The sequence below is a fragment of the Halogranum amylolyticum genome, assembly GCF_900110465.1.
GTDB classification, from domain to species: Archaea; Halobacteriota; Halobacteria; order Halobacteriales; family Haloferacaceae; genus Halogranum; species Halogranum amylolyticum.
Genome location: NZ_FODV01000002.1, coordinates 188,131 through 207,691 on the forward strand (window position 1 = coordinate 188,131; position 19,561 = coordinate 207,691).

The 19,561-nt window shown below is 65.7% G+C and carries 12 protein-coding genes and 1 pseudogene; 1 reads left to right on the top strand and 12 read right to left on the bottom strand.

The features are described from left to right. The 10 genes and pseudogenes from BSG17_RS28435 to BSG17_RS04205 all read right to left on the bottom strand — a co-directional run bounded on the left by BSG17_RS28435 (position 1) and on the right by BSG17_RS04205 (position 12,800). Complete coding sequence (locus BSG17_RS28435) at positions 1-210, bottom strand: heavy-metal-associated domain-containing protein (protein ID WP_089821334.1); 210 nt, start codon at positions 208-210, stop codon at positions 1-3. Between the two features lie 216 nt (positions 211-426). Then, positions 427-873: pseudogene (locus BSG17_RS04165) on the bottom strand (zinc ribbon domain-containing protein); the annotation flags it as partial. A 318-nt stretch (positions 874-1,191) separates the two neighbouring features. After that, positions 1,192-1,635 carry a DUF7313 family protein gene (locus BSG17_RS04170; RefSeq protein WP_089821336.1) on the bottom strand — a complete coding sequence of 148 codons (444 nt, stop codon included), beginning with the start codon at positions 1,633-1,635 and terminating at the stop codon, positions 1,192-1,194. Between the two features lie 40 nt (positions 1,636-1,675). Further along, the gene (locus tag BSG17_RS04175; RefSeq protein WP_089821338.1) at positions 1,676-2,365 is read right to left on the bottom strand and encodes an NAD(+)/NADH kinase; all 690 of its coding nucleotides are present in this window, start codon (positions 2,363-2,365) and stop codon (positions 1,676-1,678) included. A 73-nt stretch (positions 2,366-2,438) separates the two neighbouring features. After that, a complete protein-coding gene (locus BSG17_RS04180) occupies positions 2,439-3,743 on the bottom strand; it encodes a M28 family peptidase (protein ID WP_089821340.1) in 1,305 nt (434 codons plus the stop codon). 69 nt (positions 3,744-3,812) lie between these two features. Then, positions 3,813-5,684 carry an asparagine synthase-related protein gene (locus BSG17_RS04185; protein ID WP_089821342.1) on the bottom strand — a complete coding sequence of 624 codons (1,872 nt, stop codon included), beginning with the start codon at positions 5,682-5,684 and terminating at the stop codon, positions 3,813-3,815. 177 nt (positions 5,685-5,861) lie between these two features. Next, the gene (locus BSG17_RS04190; RefSeq protein ID WP_089821344.1) at positions 5,862-7,814 is read right to left on the bottom strand and encodes an asparagine synthase-related protein; all 1,953 of its coding nucleotides are present in this window, start codon (positions 7,812-7,814) and stop codon (positions 5,862-5,864) included. 136 nt (positions 7,815-7,950) lie between these two features. Continuing rightward, positions 7,951-9,885: an asparagine synthase-related protein gene (locus tag BSG17_RS04195; protein ID WP_089821346.1), complete on the bottom strand. Its 1,935-nt coding sequence runs from the start codon at positions 9,883-9,885 to the stop codon at positions 7,951-7,953. 185 nt (positions 9,886-10,070) lie between these two features. After that, complete coding sequence (locus BSG17_RS04200; protein WP_089821348.1) at positions 10,071-12,323, bottom strand: amino acid permease; 2,253 nt, start codon at positions 12,321-12,323, stop codon at positions 10,071-10,073. Positions 12,324-12,374: 51 nt separating this feature from the next. Next, on the bottom strand, positions 12,375-12,800 hold the full coding sequence (locus BSG17_RS04205) for a universal stress protein (protein ID WP_089821350.1): 426 nt from the start codon (positions 12,798-12,800) through the stop codon (positions 12,375-12,377). A gap of 304 nt (positions 12,801-13,104) precedes the next feature. On the opposite strand from BSG17_RS04205, the gene BSG17_RS04210 reads away from it, so the two are divergent. Then, positions 13,105-13,896 carry an Lrp/AsnC family transcriptional regulator gene (locus BSG17_RS04210; protein ID WP_089821352.1) on the top strand — a complete coding sequence of 264 codons (792 nt, stop codon included), beginning with the start codon at positions 13,105-13,107 and terminating at the stop codon, positions 13,894-13,896. A 3-nt stretch (positions 13,897-13,899) separates the two neighbouring features. Here the strand turns inward: BSG17_RS04210 and BSG17_RS04215 are convergent, their stop codons facing one another. Next, entirely contained in the window at positions 13,900-14,703 is an 804-nt protein-coding gene (locus BSG17_RS04215) for a ZIP family metal transporter (RefSeq protein WP_089821354.1), read from the bottom strand. Positions 14,704-14,968: 265 nt separating this feature from the next. Continuing rightward, positions 14,969-19,510, bottom strand: a complete 4,542-nt coding sequence (gene gltB / locus BSG17_RS04220) for a glutamate synthase large subunit (RefSeq protein WP_089821356.1) — start codon at positions 19,508-19,510, stop codon at positions 14,969-14,971. Positions 19,511-19,561: the final 51 nt, after the last annotated feature.

The window sequence follows — 19,561 nt, forward strand, 5'->3', positions numbered from 1 at the left end:
CTACGTCCCAACTCGGTAGCCGAGCCGTTGGAGCGTCGCCTCGAGGTCTGCCGTCGCGACGTCGTCACCGACGAGCAGCTCCACCGCCCCGGTCGAGTGGTCTGCAGTCATACGGTGCACACCATCGAGACTCCGAAGCGTCCGCAGAATCGTCTCCTTACAGCCAGTACAGTCTATCGCCGTGACAGCGAGGCGTTCTCGGCGGCTCATACGGGCGATACGTGCCCTCCAACCACGGCGGTTACGAGCTACTGCGAGAGCCGCGCAGTTCCGCTCTCTCTGATACTTCCTCGAGGTCACGACGGTCACGAGTGAACTGCCGGCGAGCGTTCGTCCCCCCTTCACGGACACGGGCGACTCGGACGGAGTGCGACGCAGAGGCCCGAGTGGGGAACCCGACAGACGTGATGTGTGAACTACCCCACCCTACGGCTCGCCTTTCGGCTCGCGCTTGAGGGTGTCGTCAGAACTCGAAGAGTTCTGACTGCTAACCAGAAGTCTCTGACTTCTGGTGATGGGGCTTCCTGCTTCCACGACGCGCTTTGCAGGAACCGAAGTGGTCCCCGTAGGGAGCGCAGTCTCCACAGGCGTTAACGAATCGCGACGCGATTCGTTCGCACACCAGAAATCAAAGATTTCTGGGGACGTTGATTCGGAGCGTCCCGCTCCTAACCGCTTGATGCCGCGAGAAAGAATGTTCCACGCCGCGTTCCAGTCTCGATCTGCCGTGAAGCCACACGACGGGCACGAATGTTCACGTACCCACAGCGGTTTGTCAGTCGAGACACCGCACGCCGCGCACTCTTTGGTCGTCCCTGCCGGGTCTACCGCCACGAAGTGCGTTCCTTCGCGTTCGCACTTGTATTCAAGCACTACACACGCATATGATCTTGGGAATTGGCCTGTGGGCCGAGCGTCGAACGTGTCTGAGAACCGTGCGGCGCTATATCTCCTCCCTACTCGCTCCCTGCGCTACGCTTCGGTCGCTCCTTGAGGAAGGGGGCTTAGCGCCTACTTTCAGCTAACGACGAAAGCACGGCCGTCGCTCGTCGCCGTTCTCGACTCGAGTACTGAAGTCACTGCGAGACCCAGAGACACACGAGAATCGCTGTCCGTCTGCGGAAGGATCCCCGGAGTACGGTATCACTGGGGGAGTGCCGTCAGACGGCGTGAGAAAGGGAGTATCCGGTCTCAGACGATTAGGTTCCAGTAGTCGCTCACGAGGAAGAAGACGCTCTGGAACGCCGCGTAGAGCAGGACGACTACCGACGCGACGATGGCGGACTTGGGTCGTTCGAACTCGAGTCCGTTGCGGGCTTCGACCTTGCGGGCTTCGAACTCGAAGAAGTCGGCGACGAACATCCCGAGGACGAGCACCGACATCACCATCCCGCCGTGCGGTTCGGCGATCAGGAACGCGAAGGAAGCCAGGACCAGCAGGATCGACGTCACCGAGTGCGGTAGCCATCGCGAGAGGTCGCTGTCGTCGCCGCCGTCGGCCTGCTTCTGGTGTTTGTTGTGCGCGACGATCCGGGTGACCATGTTGGCGAGTACCAGCACCAGGATGGCGGCCTTCAGCAGACCCTCGACCGCCGCGAGCGCGTCGATGGGGACGAGGAACTGTAACGGTTGCATAGTAGAGTCTTCGGACGAGGACTCATTAGAGTTTTTCCAATCACTCCCACCGCATCGACGGCAGTCGCCACAGGTCGACGTGGTCAACAGCGGTCAACTGCACCGACTGGTGGGGGTCGATCGATCGGACGGTCTCCCCGTCGACGACCAACTCGACCGGGCCGTCGTCGCGTGCGACGGTCAGTGTGACGTCGCCGCCGGCGACCCACGTGTCCGACTGCGTCGAGAACGGCGAGACCGGGACGACGGAGAGACCGGTCCCCGGTTCGAGCACGGGTCCGCCCGCGGCGCGTGCGTAGCCGCGACTCCCGAGAGGCGTCGCGACGACGACGCCGTCGGAGCGGAACCGGTTCACGCACTCACCGCCGAAGGCGACGTCGTACTCGGAGATACGCGCCGGTTCGCTCGTGACCAGCATCGCGTCGAGGACACCGCGGGCGATCGTCGTCTCGCCGGTGGTCGCCGCGAAGACGGGGTGAGAACTCGATGTTCCGTCACCGGCAAGGAGACGCTCGACGCCGGTCTCAATGGCTTCGCGGGGCAGCGAGTACGGACCGAGCGCGGCGTCGGCGGGGAGAATCGGTACGTCGGGCCCGTCGCGAGCGACGTCGATGAACCGCGCTTCGCCGACCGGGAGGACGAGGTCGGCCGTCTCGACGTCGGCGAGCGTCGCTCCCGCGGCGTCGACCGTTCGGGCGACAGCTTCGTCACCCAGCACGGCGACCTTCACGGTGACTCCTCCCGTCCATCGTTCATCACCGGACGTATCGGCCGCGGGGGTAAAAGACTGCGTGATTCGGTCGTCAGTACGGCCAGTCGCCGGTGATCTTCATCCCCTCGGCGAGGTCCTCCGCTTCGAGCGTCGACGCCATCTCCTCCGGCGACCTGTGTGCCGTCTCGACGTCGTCGCCGGCGAGCTCGACCACCAGCTCGGTCAGCAGGATCGCCTGCTCGCGGAACGTCCGCTTCTCGAGTTTGTCGAGCGTGTCGGCGGCCGTGTGTGCCCACCCGCGATCCTTCGTCTCCGTCTCGGCGGAGACCATGTACCCCGGCACGCCCCACCGGACGAACGGCCAGTGGTCGCTGTGGGGGACGAGTTTCGGGTTCGTGCTGATCGGGTGGCCGAACCGGTCGGCGACGGTCTCGGCGGCGTCTTCGAGCGCGTCGAACCCGTGTGTGTCGAACTGCAGCGTCCGACCGCGGACCGTACAGTCGACGTTGACGACGGCCTTGACCCGCTCGCGGTCACACCGCTCGGACTCGTGGCTCGACCCGACGAGGCCGACCTCCTCCGACCCGAAGCAGACGAGGCGAACTTTCGTCTCCAGTTCGTCCTCGCGGGCGGCGAGCGTGCGAGCGAGTTCGACGACGGTGGCCGTCCCGGTGCCGTTGTCGGTCGCCCCCTCGGAGATGTCGTGGGCGTCGACGTGGCCCGTGACGAGCAGTTCGTCGTCGGTGTCGGGGCCGAGTTCGGCGTGGACGTTTCCGCTCGTCGCCCGCGGCGTCTCACAGTCGACCTCGACGGTGACCGTCTCGCCCGCGAAGCGCCGCGTGAGACGGTCGCCGACCTCCTTGCTCACGCCGACCGCCGGGATGTCGCCGATGGGGGCGTCGGCCGTACCGACGCTGCCGGTGATCGGGAGGCCACCCGCGGCGTTGTTAGCGAAGACGAACCCCGCCGCGCCGTTCTCGACGGCGTGGTAGTACTTCTCGCGGCGGTGGACGCCACGGTGGTAGTGGTCGGGGACGCTGGAGGAGACGACGACGATCCGGTCTCCGACGTCCGTCTCCTCGAAGTCCTCGGGGAGGCCGTAGCCGAGGTCGACGAGGTCGCCGTCGACGCTCGCCGCCGGACTCCGTGGGAGCGCGATGCAATCTTGGGTCGTCTCGCCGGCACGGACGGCGCTGTCGCCGCGCTCCCACCCTTGAATCTCGAAGGAGTCGATGGAGACGTCGCGCGCGCCGGCGGCGTCGAGCGCCTCGTGCGTCGCTTCGAGCGCCTCACGTTCTCCCGGCGAGCCCGCCATCCGGTCGCCGACGTCGACGAGTCGTTCGAGGTGGTTCCAGCCGACGTCGCTCGTGAAGCAGTCGCCGATCCAGTCGGTCATGGCCCTCTCTGGGAGGGGTCGTCGGGTAACGATTTCGGTCATCCGTCTCTCGACCGGCCGCCGGGACGGTCAGTCGGCGACGCTGCTCGCCAGTTTGGTGTCGGCGTCGTTCTCCTCCTCGTTCAGTCGGTCGAGGAGCGGCATCTGAAGGAACGTGACGAGCGTGTAGAGGTCCTTCATCCGGTCTTCGCCCCGTTCGTGCGCCCGGTAACACTGCTGGACGCCTTCCCAACTGAGGAACGGTAACGCCCTGATGCGTTCCTCGTTGTCGTCGATGACCTCGCGGACGAACGGATGCTGTCGGACGAGTTCGCCGTGGTTAGTCCACGGCCCGTCCGACCAGTGAGACTGGTCGTTGTCGCCGCCGAGATGTCGGCCGACGAAGTCGCGCCCGAGCTCGGTCGCCCATTGGAGCACGAACGGGTAGTGGACGGGGACGAGACTCCGACCGTGCGGGAGGTCGGCGAGCTCCGGACACAGCAGTTTCGTCGCCCGGTTGATGAGGTTGCCGCGGACCAGATGCTTCGGCGGGATCTTCAGGAACAGGTCGATGAGTCGGTTGTCGATGAACGGCGTCCCCGCGGGGAGCATCTGCGTGGTCGCGTGGTAGAAGAATCCCGACGTGCTGTTCGAGAGCGGATACCGACTGCAGACGGTCGCCTCGCGGAGTGAGGGGTACTCGACGCCGTGGTCGACGACGGTCCGCCCCTGCTGGACGACGTTGTCGTAGTAGATGTCTTCGGGGCTCCGCGACGTCGCCAGATACTCCGGCGCGGGCGCGGTTCGGTCCGCGACGTACTCGTCGAGGCCGCGGATGGGGCGTTCAACCGGCAGTTCGAACGACCCCAGTCCGCCGAGGTCGACGGTGGGCGTCCGGAGGTGGGTCGCCTTGAACAGCGTGTCGCCGTAGTGACCCGTGAACAGGAAGTCACACTCGGCCCTGAGTTTCTCGGCGAACCCGCCGGCGTGATGTTGGTTGAAGTAGCCGTCGAAGTTCGCGAGTTTCGGCGACGACTCGAGCGACCGGGCCTGATACGTCTCGTCGCGTTGGAGGAACTCGTACTCCGCGCCGACGACCTCCGCCGCACGACGAGCGATCTGTGCCTCGCGGTTCTCCCACTCGTTGAGGTGGTAGGTCCGGACCGGCTCGTCGAGGGCGTCGAACGCGGCCAAGACGAGCCGCGAGTCGCTCCCGCCGCTGAGCAGGAGACCGGTCGTCTCCTCGGAGTCCGTCCGCTCGTCGACGACGGTCTTCATCGTCTCGGCCAGTTTCGCGGCGAACGCAGAGCGGGAGGCGTCGACGGGGTCGTAGTGCGGCGTCCAGTAGCGCTCGGTGGTCGACGTCCCGTCGTTGACGTCGACGGTCAGCACGCTCCCCGGGTGGAGTGCCTCGACGTCTTCCAGCGGTGTCTTGACGCCGTACGGCCGTTTGAACGCGAAGTACTCGGTGAGATAGTCGACGTCGAGGTCGGTCGACACCGCCGGATGCAGCGGCAGCGACTGCAGACTCGTCGAGAACACCAGCGTGTCGCCCTCGTAGAGATAGATCGGTCGGGTCGACAGGCGGTCGGTGAAAAGCGAGAGCGTCCCCGCCTCGGCGTCGTAGAGTGCGCCGGCGAAGTTCCCGTTCACCCCCTCGAGGAAGTCGAGTCCGACCTCTTGGTAGCGTTCGGCGCAGTACGCCGCCGCGCCGTCGTCGACGGTCACGTAACCGTCGTCCGTGTCGTCGCCCCAGATGGACCCCCACAGTCGCACGACGACGTCGCCGTCCGCCGTCGCTGCCGCCTCTTCACTCGCCACTCCCGGATGGCGAACGCTGGCGACTCCGAGGCGGCGGTCGGTGAACGGGTCGGCACACTCGTCGCCGTTGTGTTGTAGATCGTCTACGAGAGCGTCGAGATGCGATGCGGTGGCCCCCACCGCACCACAGAGTCCGGTCATACTAGCCACGAAGTGCTGGAGACAGATAATAAAACAGGTGCTAAGCTCTCTTGCATGCCGAAAACGGTCTCTCATCGGACACTTAGAGGGGGCATACACACCGTAGCTCCGCTCGACGGCAGCGTCACTGACTCACACGGTACAGCGGCACGTGCGTCCCCAGGGAGTTGGTTCCGGTCAGTCGTTCGCGAGTCGACTCACCGAGCTCGCCCCGGGGATCGAGTCTCCCGACACGAAGGAGCCGCTCTGTGACGTCCGTTCGCGGTCGTCGACGTCGTGTCCCAACCGGTCGAGAAGCGGCATCTGGAGGAAGGTGACGAGCGAGTAGAGTTCTTTCATCCGGTTCTCGCCGGCCGCGTGTTCGTCGTAACACCGTTTGACGCCCTCCCAACTGAGGAACGGCAGCGACTTGATCCGCTCCTCGTTGTCGTCGATGACCTCGCGGACGAAGGAGTGCTCCCGGATGAGTCCGTGGTGGTCACTCCACGGTCCGTCCGAGCGCTGTGTCGACTCGTGGGGTCGGAACCGGCTGACGAGACCGCGGGCGAGTTCGCTCGTCCACTGGGCGGCGAACGGGTAGCTGATCGGGACGAGCCCGCTTCCGTGCGGGATCGACGCCAGTTCCGGCGAGAGTCGATCGGTCGCCCGGTTGATGAGGTCGCCTCTCAGGAGCTGTTTCGGCGGAATCTTCAAGAACAGGTCGACGAGGCGATTGTCGAGGAACGGCGTTCCCGCGGGGAGCATCTGAGCGGTCGCGTAGTAGAAGAACTGCGAAGTCCCGTTCGTGATCGGATACCGACTACAGACGGTCGCCTCGCGGAGCGAGAGGTACTCGACGCCGTGGTCGACGACGGTCCGCCCCCGCTGGACGACGTTGTCGTAGTAGACGTCCTCGGGGCTCCGCGCCGTCGTCAGATACGTCGGTTTGGGGGCGACCCGCTCGCTCACGAAGTCGTCGAGCCCCCGGATGGGCCGTCCCGTCGGGAGATCGAACGATCCCAGCGGGCCGAGATCGACCGACGGCGTTCGGAGGTGGTTCCCCTTGAACAGCATGTCGCCGTAGTGACCCGTGAACAGATAGTCACACTCGGCGCGGAACGTCTCGGCGAACCCGCCGGCGTGGTGCTGGTTGAAGTAGCCGACGAAGTTCGAGAACCGTGGTGCCGTGTCGAGCGACCGCGACTGGTACCCCTCGTCGCGTTCCAACAGCGTGTGCTCCGCGCCGACGACGTCGGCGGCGCGCTCTGCGACCCGCGCCTCGCGGTTCTCCCACTCGTTGAGGTGGTAGGTCCGGACCGGTTCGTCGAGGGCGTCGAACGCGGCCAACACGAGCCGTGAGTCGCTCCCGCCGCTGAGCAACAGGCCGTGGGTCGCGTCGTCGCGGGTTCGGTCGGCGACGACGCGCTTTATAGTCTCCGCGAGGCGCTCGACGAACTGCTCGCGCGGGGCGTCGACGGGGTCGTAGTGCGGCGTCCAGTAGCGTTCGGTAGTCGTCGTCCCCTCGTCGACGTCGACGGTCAACACGCTCCCCGGGTGGAGCTTCTCGACACCTGTCAGTGGCGTCTTGAGCCCGAACGGGCGCTTGAGGGCGAAATATTCGGTGAGGTAGTCCTCGTCGAAGTCCGTCGAGACGTCCGGATGCAGCGGCAGCGACTGGATGCTCGTCGAGAACACGAACGGGGAGTCTTCCGGGGTCGCGACGTCGGCGGCGTCCGACTCCGCAGAGTCGCCGCGGTAGTAGTGGATGGGTCGCGTCCCCATCCGGTCGGTGAAGAGCGAGAGCGTCCCCGCCTCGGCGTCGTAGAGTGCGCCGGCGAAGTTTCCGTTCAGTCCCTCGAGAAAGCCGATCCCGGCCTCGCGGTAGCGGCGTGCACAGTACGTCTCGGCGTCTTCCTCGACGGTCACGTAGCCGTCGTCCGTGTCGTCGCCCCAGATGGATCCCCACACTCGGACGACGACGTCTCCGTCCGTCTCCGGCCGTCGAATCCGTGTCTCGGGGTGGCTGACGCTCGCGAGACCGACGTCGTCCGTGCAGAACGTGTCGACCCGTTCGTCGCCGTTGTAGGCCAAGTCCTCTGCGAGTACGTCGAGGGAGGGCACGTCACCGACGGCACCACAGATTCCAGTCATAGATACGGAGTGTGTCCAGAACAACATAGTAAACAGTAGCTTACTGTTGTGAAACATTCACATGGGGAGCGAAGTACGCTCGCGGCGACGAGCAGCGCTCGAGAGTTCTGTCGATCGCGCTGTCGCCGAAAAACACTCAGTCGTTCACGAGCGGGTCGTCCGAGACCGGAGCAGTGAAACGAGTTCCCGAACCGCGTGCGGTGTCGTCCCCGTCTTCGGTCTTCAGTCGGTCGAGCAGCGGCATCTGGAGGAAGGTGACGAGCGTGTAGAGTTCTTTCATCCGGTTCTCACCCGCCTCGTGGGCACGGAGACACCGCTGGACGCCATCCCAACTGAGGAACGGCAGCGATTCGATGCGCTCCTCGTTGGCGTCGACGACCTCACGGACAAACGGATGGTTTCGGATGAGATTGTGGTGGTCGGTCCACGGACCGTCCGATCGGTAGGTCGACTCGGCGGGTCTGAACAGTTTGCCGAAGTCGCGGGCGAGTTCGCTGGCCCACTGTACGGCGAACGGGTAGCTGATCGGGACGAGCCCGCGGCCGTGGGGGAGGTCGGCGAGCTCCGGCGAGAGTAGTTCGGTCGCTCGGTTGATGAGATCGCCTCTCAGGAGCTGTTTCGGCGGGATCTTCAAGAACAGGTCGACGAGACGGTTGTCGAGGAACGGCGTCCCCGACGGAAGCATCTGGGCGGTCGCGTGATAGAAGAACTGCGACCCGTCGTTCGGAAGTTGGTGTGCACAGCAGATGGTTGCTTCGCGCATCGAGGGATATTCCACTCCGTGGTCGACGACGGTTCGGCCTCGCCGGACGACGTTGTCGTAGTAGATCGACTCCACATCGGTCGACGTCGTCAGATACTCCGGCGCGGGCGAAACGCGTTCGTCCACTAAGTCGTCGAGACTGCGCGTGGGCCGGTCGATGGGGAGATCGAACGATCCGAATCTGCCGAGATCGACCGTCGGCGTTCGGACGTGATCTCCCTTGAACACCGTATCACCGAAGTGTCCCGTGAACAGGAAGTCACACTCGTCGCGAAACGTCTCGGCGAACCCACCGGCGTGATGCTGGTTGAAGTAGCCGACGAAGTTCGCGAAGCGCGGTGCGGTGTCGAGCGATCGGGCCTGATACGACTCGTCACGTACCAGCAGCCGGTGGTCCGCACCGACGACGTCGGCGGCGCGTTCGGCGATTCGTGCTTCGCGGTTGCGCCACTCGTTGAGATGGTAGGTTCGCACGGGGTGGTCGAGCGCGTCGAAGGCGGCCAACACGAGCCGTGAGTCGCTCCCGCCGCTGAGCAACAGGCCGTACGTCGCGTCCTCACGTGTCCGGTCGGCGACGACGGCTTTCATCGTCTCGGCGAGTCGCTCGGCGAGTCGTTCACGCGAGACGTCGACTGGGTCGTGGTGCGGCGTCCAGTATCGCTCGGTGGTTGTCGACCCGTCGTTGACGTCGACGGTCATCACACTGGCCGGATGGAGCTGTTCGACGCCTTTCAACGGGGTTTTGAGGCCGAACGAGCGTCTGAACGCGAAATACTCGGTGAGATAGTCTTCGTCGAAGTCGGTCGAGACGTCCGGATGTAGCGGCAGTGACTGGATACTCGTCGAGAACACGAGCGGGGTGCCGACGGAGGCCGCGTCGGCGGCGTCCGACTCCGCGGAGTCGCCACGGTAGTAGTTGATGGGTCTCGTACCCATCCGGTCGGTGAAAAGCGAGAGCGTCCCCGCCTCGGCGTCGTAGAGCGCGCCGGCGAAGTTCCCGTTCAGCCCTTCGAGGAACTCTAGCCCGACCTCTCGGTAGCGGCGCGCACAGTACGTCTCGGGGTCCTCGTCGACGACGCTGTACCCCTCGTCGGTGTCGTCACCCCAGATCGACCCCCACAGTCGCACGACGACGTCGTCTCCACTCGTCCGCGACGTCTCCCGCGTGACGTGCGGGTGTTGGACGGCCGCGACGCCGGCACCCTCGGTAACGAACGAGTCGATCCGTTCGTCGCCGTTGTACGCGAGGTCTTCCGCGAGTTCGTCGAGCGACGAGACGCCACCGACGACGCCACAGATTCCGGTCATGGGAAAAACAGTGAATATCTGATAATATAGTAAATTGTAGATTATCGTCTCGTCTGTCACTGTCTGATCGCGCCAGACGGAGGTCGGAAGCCGAACGTTCGGTTGGTTTCGGCCGTCGGTGTCGACCCGACGGAACGACGTCTACGGGGCTCGCGACGCCTCTGACCGAAGGGCTGGTCGACGGTTCAGCCGAACAGTCGCTCTCGGAGCGAGCGAGAGCTGGGCCGTTCCGCCAGCAGCACCGACGTCTCCAACCGTTCGAGCACCGAGAGAGTCAGCGACCCACCGACGACGCGCGAGAGCAGTCCGGTCTCCGTGGCACCGACGACGACGAGCGTCCGGCCGGCGGCCGCCTCTTCGATCGCGGTCTCCACGTCGCCGACGTCGACGAGGAGGGTCGCGTCGTCCAGTCCGTGATCCGCGGCCCACTCGGCGAGGAACTGCCGACCGGCCGCTTCTCCCTCGTCGCCGGCGACGTACAGCACCGAGACGTCGGCGTCCACGGTGTCCCGCAGAGCGCGTGCGACCTCGGCGGAGAGGTCCGAGGAGTAACCGCCCGCGGTCGGCAACAGCACGTCCGTGGGGTCGAACTCGCGTTCGTTGAGCACGAGGAAGTCACACGGGAGGTCGTGCGTCAGTTCGTCGAGCGCTCCCTCGACACGTCCACCGGCCATCCGTGCGCCGCCGTACCCCATCACCACGGTGTCGACCTCGTGCTCTCGGGCCGCGTCGAACACCTCTGCGACTCCCTGATGCGAGAGAATCGTCCGCGTCTCGACGGGGACGTCGAATCGCTCTGCGTCCATTCGAGCGTCTGCGAGCAGTCGCTCCGAGGACGCCGTGAGCCCCCGACGTCGCTCGCTCGCGGCCTCGAGCGACGTCTGGTCCGGTACTTGGACGACGTGCGTGGCGAGTACAGACCCACCTCTGGCCTTCGCCAGCGCACCCGCGAGCGTCATCAGCGCTCGCTCGGTTCGCGGGTTCGAGAGGGCGACCATCACCGTCGGCGTCGCCATGTCGGAACCGGCCCCGTCCGGAGCGACCGTCTCGGCCGCACCGACGACGGAGTTGGGAAGCGTCGCCTTCTGCTGCAGGATGTGTCGACCGAGCAGCCCCTGCTCGCGCGTGTGTCGCCGTGCGTACGCGAAGTACCAGACGACTGCCCCGACGACGAAGACGGCGGACAGTGCGAGTTCACGACTCCCGACGAACGCGAGGAGACCGAGCGACAACACCATCCCCAGAAGCGGTGTGAGCGGATAGAACGGTACCTCGAACTCCGGGTCGTACTCGGGCGCGTCGGTCTCGCGGAAGACGATGAGTGCGGCGTTCATCAGCGCGTACACTACGAGGTGGAGCACGCTCGCCGCCTTCGCCAACACCTCGACGTCTTGGCCGAGCAGTGCGATGAAGACGATGATCATCGCCCCTGTGAGGAGGATCGATCGATACGGCGTCGCGTACTGCGGGTGGATCTCGTTGAGCCAGTTGGTGACGATCTTGTCGCGGCCCATCGCGAAGTTGATACGGGCCGACGCGAGGATCGACGCGTTCGCGCTCGATGCAGTCGCGAGCAGTGCCCCCGCGGTCACGATGGTGACGGCGACACCGGCGAGCCCGCCCGGGAACGCGACCTGCGTCGCCTGCGTGAGCGGTGCACTCTGACTCAGGTCCGGCCACGGGACGACTCCCAGCATGATACTCACGAGGATCGCGTAGAGCACCGTCACGATAGCGACGCTCCCGATGACCGCTAGCGGGAGGTTCCGCCCCGGGTTCTTCAACTCCTCGGCGACCGTCGCGATCTTCGCGTAGCCGAGGAACGAGACGAACACCAGGGCGGTACCCGGGAGGATCGCCCCGTACCCCATCGGTGCGAGTCCGCCGTCGCCGGCCAGCGTCGCGTAGTCGAACGACAGCCACCCCTGGACGGCAAACAGGGTGAGGATCAACAGGAGCAGCGAGACGATGACCGTCTGGACGCCGCCGGTCTCCTTCGCCCCGATGTAGTTGACGAGAACGAACACGACGCCGGCGATCAGCGCCCCAATCTGGATGTCGGTCAGGAAGAGGACGTCCGGAATCGGCGCGAGCGTCACGAGATACTGGCCGAAGCCGATGCTGTAGAACGCCGAGGCGAAGGCCAGCCCCATCCAGTCGCCCAGTCCGGCGATCGAGCCGAAGAGCGGTCCGAGCGCCCGGTTGACGTAGTAGTAGCCGCCGCCGGCTTTCGGCATCGCCGTCCCCAACTCCGAAACCGAGAGCGCGTTCACCATCGCGATGACGCCGCCGACGACGAACGAGACGACGACGATGGGTCCCGCCGCTCGGGCCGCGACGCCGGGGAGGACGAAGATGCCGGCTCCGATCATCGTCCCGATACCGATCGTCATCGCCGAGACGAGGCCGAGGTCCTTCGCGAGTTCCTCGTCGGTCACGCCACTCTCACCCCAGTTGCGACTCGGCGGGAGGAGTTCTGTGTCATCCGCTCAGACCTCCGTCGGGGTCGGCAGTGAGACGACCGGTACCTCCGGTTCCGTAACTAACTTGGCGGCGGTGTCGCCCGCGAGGAACCGGACGATCCGACTCCCGCTACGAGGCCGGAACGCGACGGCCGTCGCACCAACCTCTCCGGCCTGGTCGAAGATCGTCTCCACGAGGTCGGTTCCGTAGGCGGTTCGCGTGTCGAGCACGACCGACTCGCCGAGTTCGCGTTCGACGGTGGCGAGGAACGCCTCGGCGTCTGACCGACGCTTCTCTAACGGTGCCTTGTCGACCATGCCGCCTCCCTTCTCGATGACGTGGACGGCGGTGACGCGCTCGATCTCACCGAGATACGGTCGCAGTGCGTCGCAGGTCGCCGTCGCGTCCGATTCGCTCGCGACCGGAATCAAGACGTGCTCAAGTAGCGACATCGACGCCCCCTCCCGGTGCGCTCACACTCGGTGTCCGGGACCGATCTCCAGTCGTGCCGCGTGCTCGTCGCACCGTCGACTGAGTCGTCCCGACACGATCCGTTGACCGCGGCTCTCGCAGAGTTCTCCGTTTACCGTTGTTCATATCTGAGGAGTTTGGGCGAAGACGCATAAGCACTCCGGATAGAACCCTGAATACTGAATTTACCTGTTCAATATTTACTGATTACGCAATTCCTTGTTCCACGAACCTCAGCCAGAGACGGGGCGTCGGCGTCAAGTACCAGCATACGATACGGAGAGTATGGATTATCGGCTCGACGAGATCGACCGACGTATCATCTACGAACTGATGTGCGACGCACGGAACACGTCCGCTCCGACCATCGCCGAACAGGTGAACGTCTCTCCGGGGACGGTCCGGAACCGGATCCGTCAACTTGAGGAGCACGGCATCATCCGCGGGTACACGGTCGGGGTCGACTTCGAGCGAGCGGACGGGCATCTGACGAACCTCTACATCTGTAACGCCCCTATCTCCGAACGCAAGCCACTCGCTCGGGAAGCGAGCGCCGTTCCGGGCGTCATCAACGTCCGCGAACTGATGACCGGTCGCCGGAACCTGCACATCCTGGCCGTCGGCGAGGACACGGCCGCGCTCCGTCGGATCACTCGCGCGCTCTCGCGGTTGGGGATCGAGATCGAAGACGAGACGCTCGTCGAAGCCGAGACCAACAGCCCCTACCGTTCGTTCGGGCCCGACGACGACGTCCCGACGACGCAGGCGACGGACTTCATTAGTCTCACCGGAGACGCCAACGTCGTCGACGTGACGGTCAAGGCGGACGCTCCCATCGTCGGAAAGACGCTCGCGGAAGCCGTCCGAGACGAAACACTCGACGACGACTCACTGGTGATCGCCATCGAACGGGACGACCGCGTCCTGACGCCGCACGGAACGACCACAATCGAACCGGACGACATCGTCACGGTCCTCTCTCGGAGCGGCGACACAGACCGGATCCTCAAAGCGTTCGTCAGTTCCGACGAGAGAGACGTCTCTACCCCTGACTCCGAGGACGCCGAACGTCGCTGAGGCTCACCCCAGCGTCACGTCCAGATACAGCATCACGACGACGCCGAGCATCGTCCCCAGCGTCGCCGCTCGCTCGTGACCACGGGCGTGCGTCTCGGGGACGATCTCGTCGCTGATGACGAACAGCATCGCGCCGGCGGCGAACCCCATCGCGTACGGCAGCAGCGGCGTCGCGACCGTCACCGCGACGGCCCCGAAGACGGCGAGCGGGATCTCGACCAGCCCGGCGCGGATGCCGGTCAGCGCCGCGTAGAACAGTCGGTCGAACCCCGCGTTGATCGCGGCGATGGAGACGGCGAGCCCCTCCGGGATGTTCTGGATGCCGATGGCGAGCATCAACGCGAGCGCGTCGCCGACGTTGCCGGAGCCGAAGCCGACGCCGACGGCGAGCCCCTCGGGCATGTTGTGGATGGTGATGGCGACGATGAACAGCATCACCGAAGCGGTCCGTCCCTCCGTCGCGGGCGTGTCGGGCCGCGTCCGACCGGTGACGAGCACGTGGACGTGCGGTACCCAGCGATCCGCGCGGTCGAGGACGAGTACGCCGACGACGATGCCGACGATCACCGGGACGACGCCGCCCGCGTCGATGCCGGGGATGATGAGACTCGTGAAACTGGCGGCCAGCATGACGCCCGCGGCGAACCCGAGCATCGTGTCGAGCGCCTTGTCGGAGGGGTCACGCCAGACGAGGACGAGCACCGCTCCGAGGAGGTTCAAGAAGGCGATGACGACACCACCCAACAACCCCTGCATCACGGGGTTCGGACCGGCGAGTCCGAGAAAGAGCTCCGAGAACAGGCTCATGGCTGTTGTGTGCGGGGATCACTGATGTATCTATTCCCGACCGTCCGACGTGGTAATGGGTGGTTACTCGCCCCGACGGGCGGTGTTCGACTCGCACGCGACGAGACGCGTGCTCGACCGATGCCGCGGAGTAGTCGTCACAAACCCGCGGCTTCTGGGTCTCGCACGAGACACGTGCGCTCGGCAGGTGCCGCGGATTAGTCGTCACAAACCCGCGGCTTCTCCGTCGTGCGCGACGAGACGCGCACTGGTCAGGGGCCGCGGATTAGTCGTCGCCCGACGCGACCTCACCCTTCAACCGCGCGCCCGACACGGCGCTGGCCGCTTCGGGTAGCGTGTCGCGGACGTCCTCGCGGTCCTCCTCGGCGATGATCTCCGCGTAGGCGTCGGGCATCACCTTCACGAAGTTGACGACTTCGCCCGCCCAGTCGTCGAGCAGGTCGGTCGCACGGTCGCTGTCGGCGTACTCGGCGTGGTTCTGGACTAACCGGTGAAGCATCGCCTCGTCTTTCTCCGAGAGCTCCTCGTAGAGCGTCACCATCCCGGTGTTGAGGCGCTCGTCGAAGTCGCCGTCGGGGTCGTAGACGTAGGCGACGCCACCGGACATCCCGGCGGCGAAGTTCCGCCCCGTGTCGCCGAGGACGGCGACGACGCCGCCGGTCATGTACTCACAGCCGTGGTCGCCGACGCCCTCGACGACGGCCTTCACGCCGGAGTTGCGGACGGCGAAGCGCTCGCCTGCGACGCCGTTGATGTATGCCTCGCCCTGCGTCGCGCCGTAGAGCGCGACGTTGCCGATGAGGATGTTCTCGTCGGCGGTGTAGCCCGCCGTCTCGGGCGTCTTGACGACGACCTTGCCGCCGGAGAGCCCCTTGCCGACGTAGTCGTTGGAGGCCCCCGTGAGCTCCATCGTGACGCCGCGGGCGAGGAACGCTCCGAACGACTGGCCGGCGACGCCGTCGAACTCGCAGGTGATGGTGTCGTCTGCGAGCCCCTCGCCGCCGTAGGCCTTCGAGATGCGGTTCGAGAGCATCGCGCCGACCGCGCGGTCGACGTTCGAGATCTCCTCGGAGACGTGGACCGACTCTCCGCGCTCGAGTGCGGGTTCGGCCGCCTCGATGAGGTCGTGGTCAAGCTGAGTCTCCAGATCGCTGTGGGCTTGCTCCTGCGTCTTGGTGCGCTGGTCGCCCGCCGGCTGGGCGACGACGTCCGAGAGGTCGAGATGCTTCGCCTTCGGGTGGTCCGTCTCGCACTGGCGCAGATGCTTGGGCCGGCCGATCATCTCCTCGACGGAGGTGTAACCGAGCTCGGCCATGATCTCGCGCAGCTCCTGGGCCATGAACGTCATGTAGTTGATGACGTGATCCGGTTGACCGGGGAACCGCTGGCGGAGGTTCTCGTCCTGCGTCGCGACGCCGACCGGACAGGTGTTCTCGTGGCACTGCCGGGCCATCACACAGCCCGACGTAACCAACGAGGCGGTCCCGAAGACGTACTCCTCGGCGCCGAGCAGGGCGGCGACGGCGATGTCGCGGCCGGTCTTCATCCCGCCGTCCGTGGTGACGCGGATGCGGTCTCTGAGGTTCGTCGCACGGAGCATCTGGTTCGCCTCGGCGAGTCCGAGTTCCCACGGGAGCCCCGCGTTCTTGATCGAGGTCTTCGGCGACGCACCCGTCCCGCCGTCGTAACCCGAGATGTGGACCACGTCGGCGTTGGCCTTCGCGACGCCGGCGGCGATGGTACCGATGCCGGCCTCCGAGACGAGCTTCACGTTGATGTCGGCGTCGGGGTTCGCCGTCTTCAGGTCGTGGATGAGCTGTTTCAGGTCCTCGATGGAGTAGATGTCGTGCAGCGGCGGCGGTGAGATGAGGCCGACGCCCGGCGTGGAGTACCGGACGTGCGCGATCATCTCGTTGACCTTCTTACCGGGCAGGTGACCGCCCTCACCGGGCTTCGACCCCTGCGCCATCTTGATCTGGATCTCGTCGGCCGAGGTGAGATACTCGGAGGTGACGCCGAAGCGGCCGGAGGCGACCTGCTTGACGCTACACTCCTTCTCCGTGTCGAACCGTTCGGGCGGCTCGCCACCCTCGCCGGAGTTGGACTTACCGCCGATGCGGTTCATCGCGATGGAGTTGTTCTCGTGGGCCTCCGGCGAGAGGCTCCCGAGACTCATCGCGGCCGTCGAGAAGCGCTGGACGATCTTCGAGACGGGTTCGACCTCGTCGAGGTCAACCGGGTCGCGGTCGCTCTGGAACTCGAGCAGGCCGCGGAGCGACTGTAGCTCCTCGGTCTGGTCGTTGACGAGTTCGGCGAACTCCTGGTACTTCTCGTAGCTGCCCGAGCGGACCGCCTGTTGGAGCGTCCCGACCGTCTGGGGGTTCCACCCGTGGTGGATCCCGTCCGAGCGGTTCTCGAACTCGCCGTGGCGTTCGAGCGTCGGGTCGTCCTCGCTGCCGAAGGCGACCATATGTCGGGTAAGCAGGTCGTCTTCGATCTGCGGCAGACCGATGCCCTCGGTACGGATCTCGGTCCCCTCGAAGTACTCGCGGACCAGCCCCGAGTCGAGGCCGACCGCCTCGAAGATCTGGGCCCCCTGGTAGCTCTCGACCGTCGAGATGCCCATCTTCGCCATCGTCTTCAGCAGGCCGTCCTCGAGCGCCTTCTTGTAGGCCGAGATGGCCTCCTCCTCGTCTGCGCCGTCGGGGCCGGTGACGATGTCTTCGATGGTCTGGTAGGCGAGGTAGGGGTTGACCGCGTCGGCGCCGTAGCCGACGAGCGTCGCGACGTGGTGGACCTCCCGCGGGTCGCCCGACTCGAGGACGAGTCCGGCGTGGTTGCGCAGCCCGTTTCGGACGAGACTGTGGTGGACGCCGCCCGTCGCCAACAGACTCGGGATCGGGACGCGTTCTTCGCCGGCTGCGCGGTCCGAGAGCACGACGACGTCGGCGCCGCCCGCGATGGCGTCGCGGGCGTCCTCACGGAGGTTTTCGATGGCGGCTTCCAGCGACGTCCCCTTCTCGTAGGTCATGTCGACGACGGTCGCCGAGATGTCGCCGTCCAGTCCTTTGATCGCCTCCGCCTGCGCGTCGGTCAGCACAGGCGAGTCGAGGACGAGTTGACGGGCGTGTTCGGGCGTCTCGTCGAGCAGGTTGCGCTGGTAGCCGAGTCGCGACTCCAGCGACGTGACGAGCTCCTCGCGGATGTAGTCCAGCGGCGGGTTCGTCACCTGCGCGAACAGCTGCTTGAAGTAGGTGAAAAGCGACCGGTTGAAGTCCGAGAGGACGGAGAGCGGCGTGTCGTCACCCATCGACCCAACGGGGTCTTTCCCCTGCTTCGCCATCGGTTCGATGAGGTGGTTGAGTTGATCGTGCGTGTAGCCGAACGCCGCCTGATGGGCGCGGAGCGTCTCCACGCGTCCGCGGGTCGCGTAGTCGTCGCCGTCGGCGAGGTCCGAGAGTTGCTGCTGTTCCTCCTGTACCCACTCGCTGTACTTGGTGTCGACGAGGTCGTCGAACACCTCTTCGTCGGGGATGACGCGTCCCTCCTCGGGGTCGGCCATGAAGATCTCCCCCGGCTGGAGACGGCCGCGCTCCTTGATGTCCGCGGGGTCGGTGTCGAGCGCGCCGACTTCGCTGGCCATGACGAGTCGGTTGTCGGTCGTCACGTCGTACCGACACGGACGGAGTCCGTTCCGGTCGAGGACGGCAGCGACGCGGTCGCCGTCGGTTGCGGCGACGAGGGCGGGCCCGTCCCACGGTTCGACGAGGCTGGCGTGGTAGTCGTACCAGTCTTTCCGCTGGGCGTCCATCCGGTCGTCTCCCTCGAACGCCTCGGGGACGAGCATCCGGAGGACGTGCGGCAGGTCGCGTCCCGACTGCAACAGCAGTTCGACCGCGTTGTCGACGGAGGCCGTGTCCGACTGGTCGGCGACCGTGACGGGTTTGATCGTCTCGACGTCCGCTTCGGTCAGCGGCGAGTCGTCGGTGGGTTCGAGGTCGGTCTGGCGGGCGCGCATCCAGTTGACGTTGCCCCGGATGGTGTTGATCTCGCCGTTGTGGACGATGTTTCGGTACGGGTGGGCGAGATGCCACGCTCCGAGCGTGTTCGTCGAGAAGCGCTCGTGGACGAGCGTCAGCGTCGACTTCAGCCGTTCGTCGGTCAGGTCGGGGTAGTACGACGGGACCTGTTCGCCCTTCAGCAGTCCCTTGTAGACGAGCGTCTTGCGGTGCAGCGAACAGACGTAGAACCGACCGGAACCGGGGACATCGGCGTTTCCGACGGCGTTCTCGGCGGCGCGGCGGCCGACGTAGAGCGCGCGGTCGAACTCGTCGGTCGAGGCGGCGGAGTCGGTGGGCGCGACGAACACCTGAACGACGTCCGGTTCGGATTCGAGCGCGGTCGCCCCGAGATCGGTGTTGTCCGTCGGGACGTCCCGCCAATGGAAGACGTCGAGGCCGTGGTCGGCGAGCGCCGCCTCGAAGAGGTCGGTGACGGTCTCGCGGGCGTCGTCGTCGGTCGGCATGAAGACGGAACCGACGGCGTACGTCTCCGGGAGTTCGACGTCGAGGATGGCGTCGAAGAAGTCGTCGGGACGCTGGATGAGAACGCCTGCGCCGTCTCCGGTGTTGCTCTCCGCCCCGGTCGTTCCGCGGTGCTCGAGGTTCTTCAGCAGTGAGAGTCCGTCTGCGATGGTCTCGTGACTCGCGTCACCGTCGAGGTCGATTACGGCACCGACCCCGCAGTTGGCCCGTTCGTCAGTCGGGTCGGCGAGCCCGACATGGGTGTCTGAATGTGGCTTGGTCATAGGGGAATGCTAGAACTTCCCACTTATCAGCGTACCCCTGATAGGATAAGG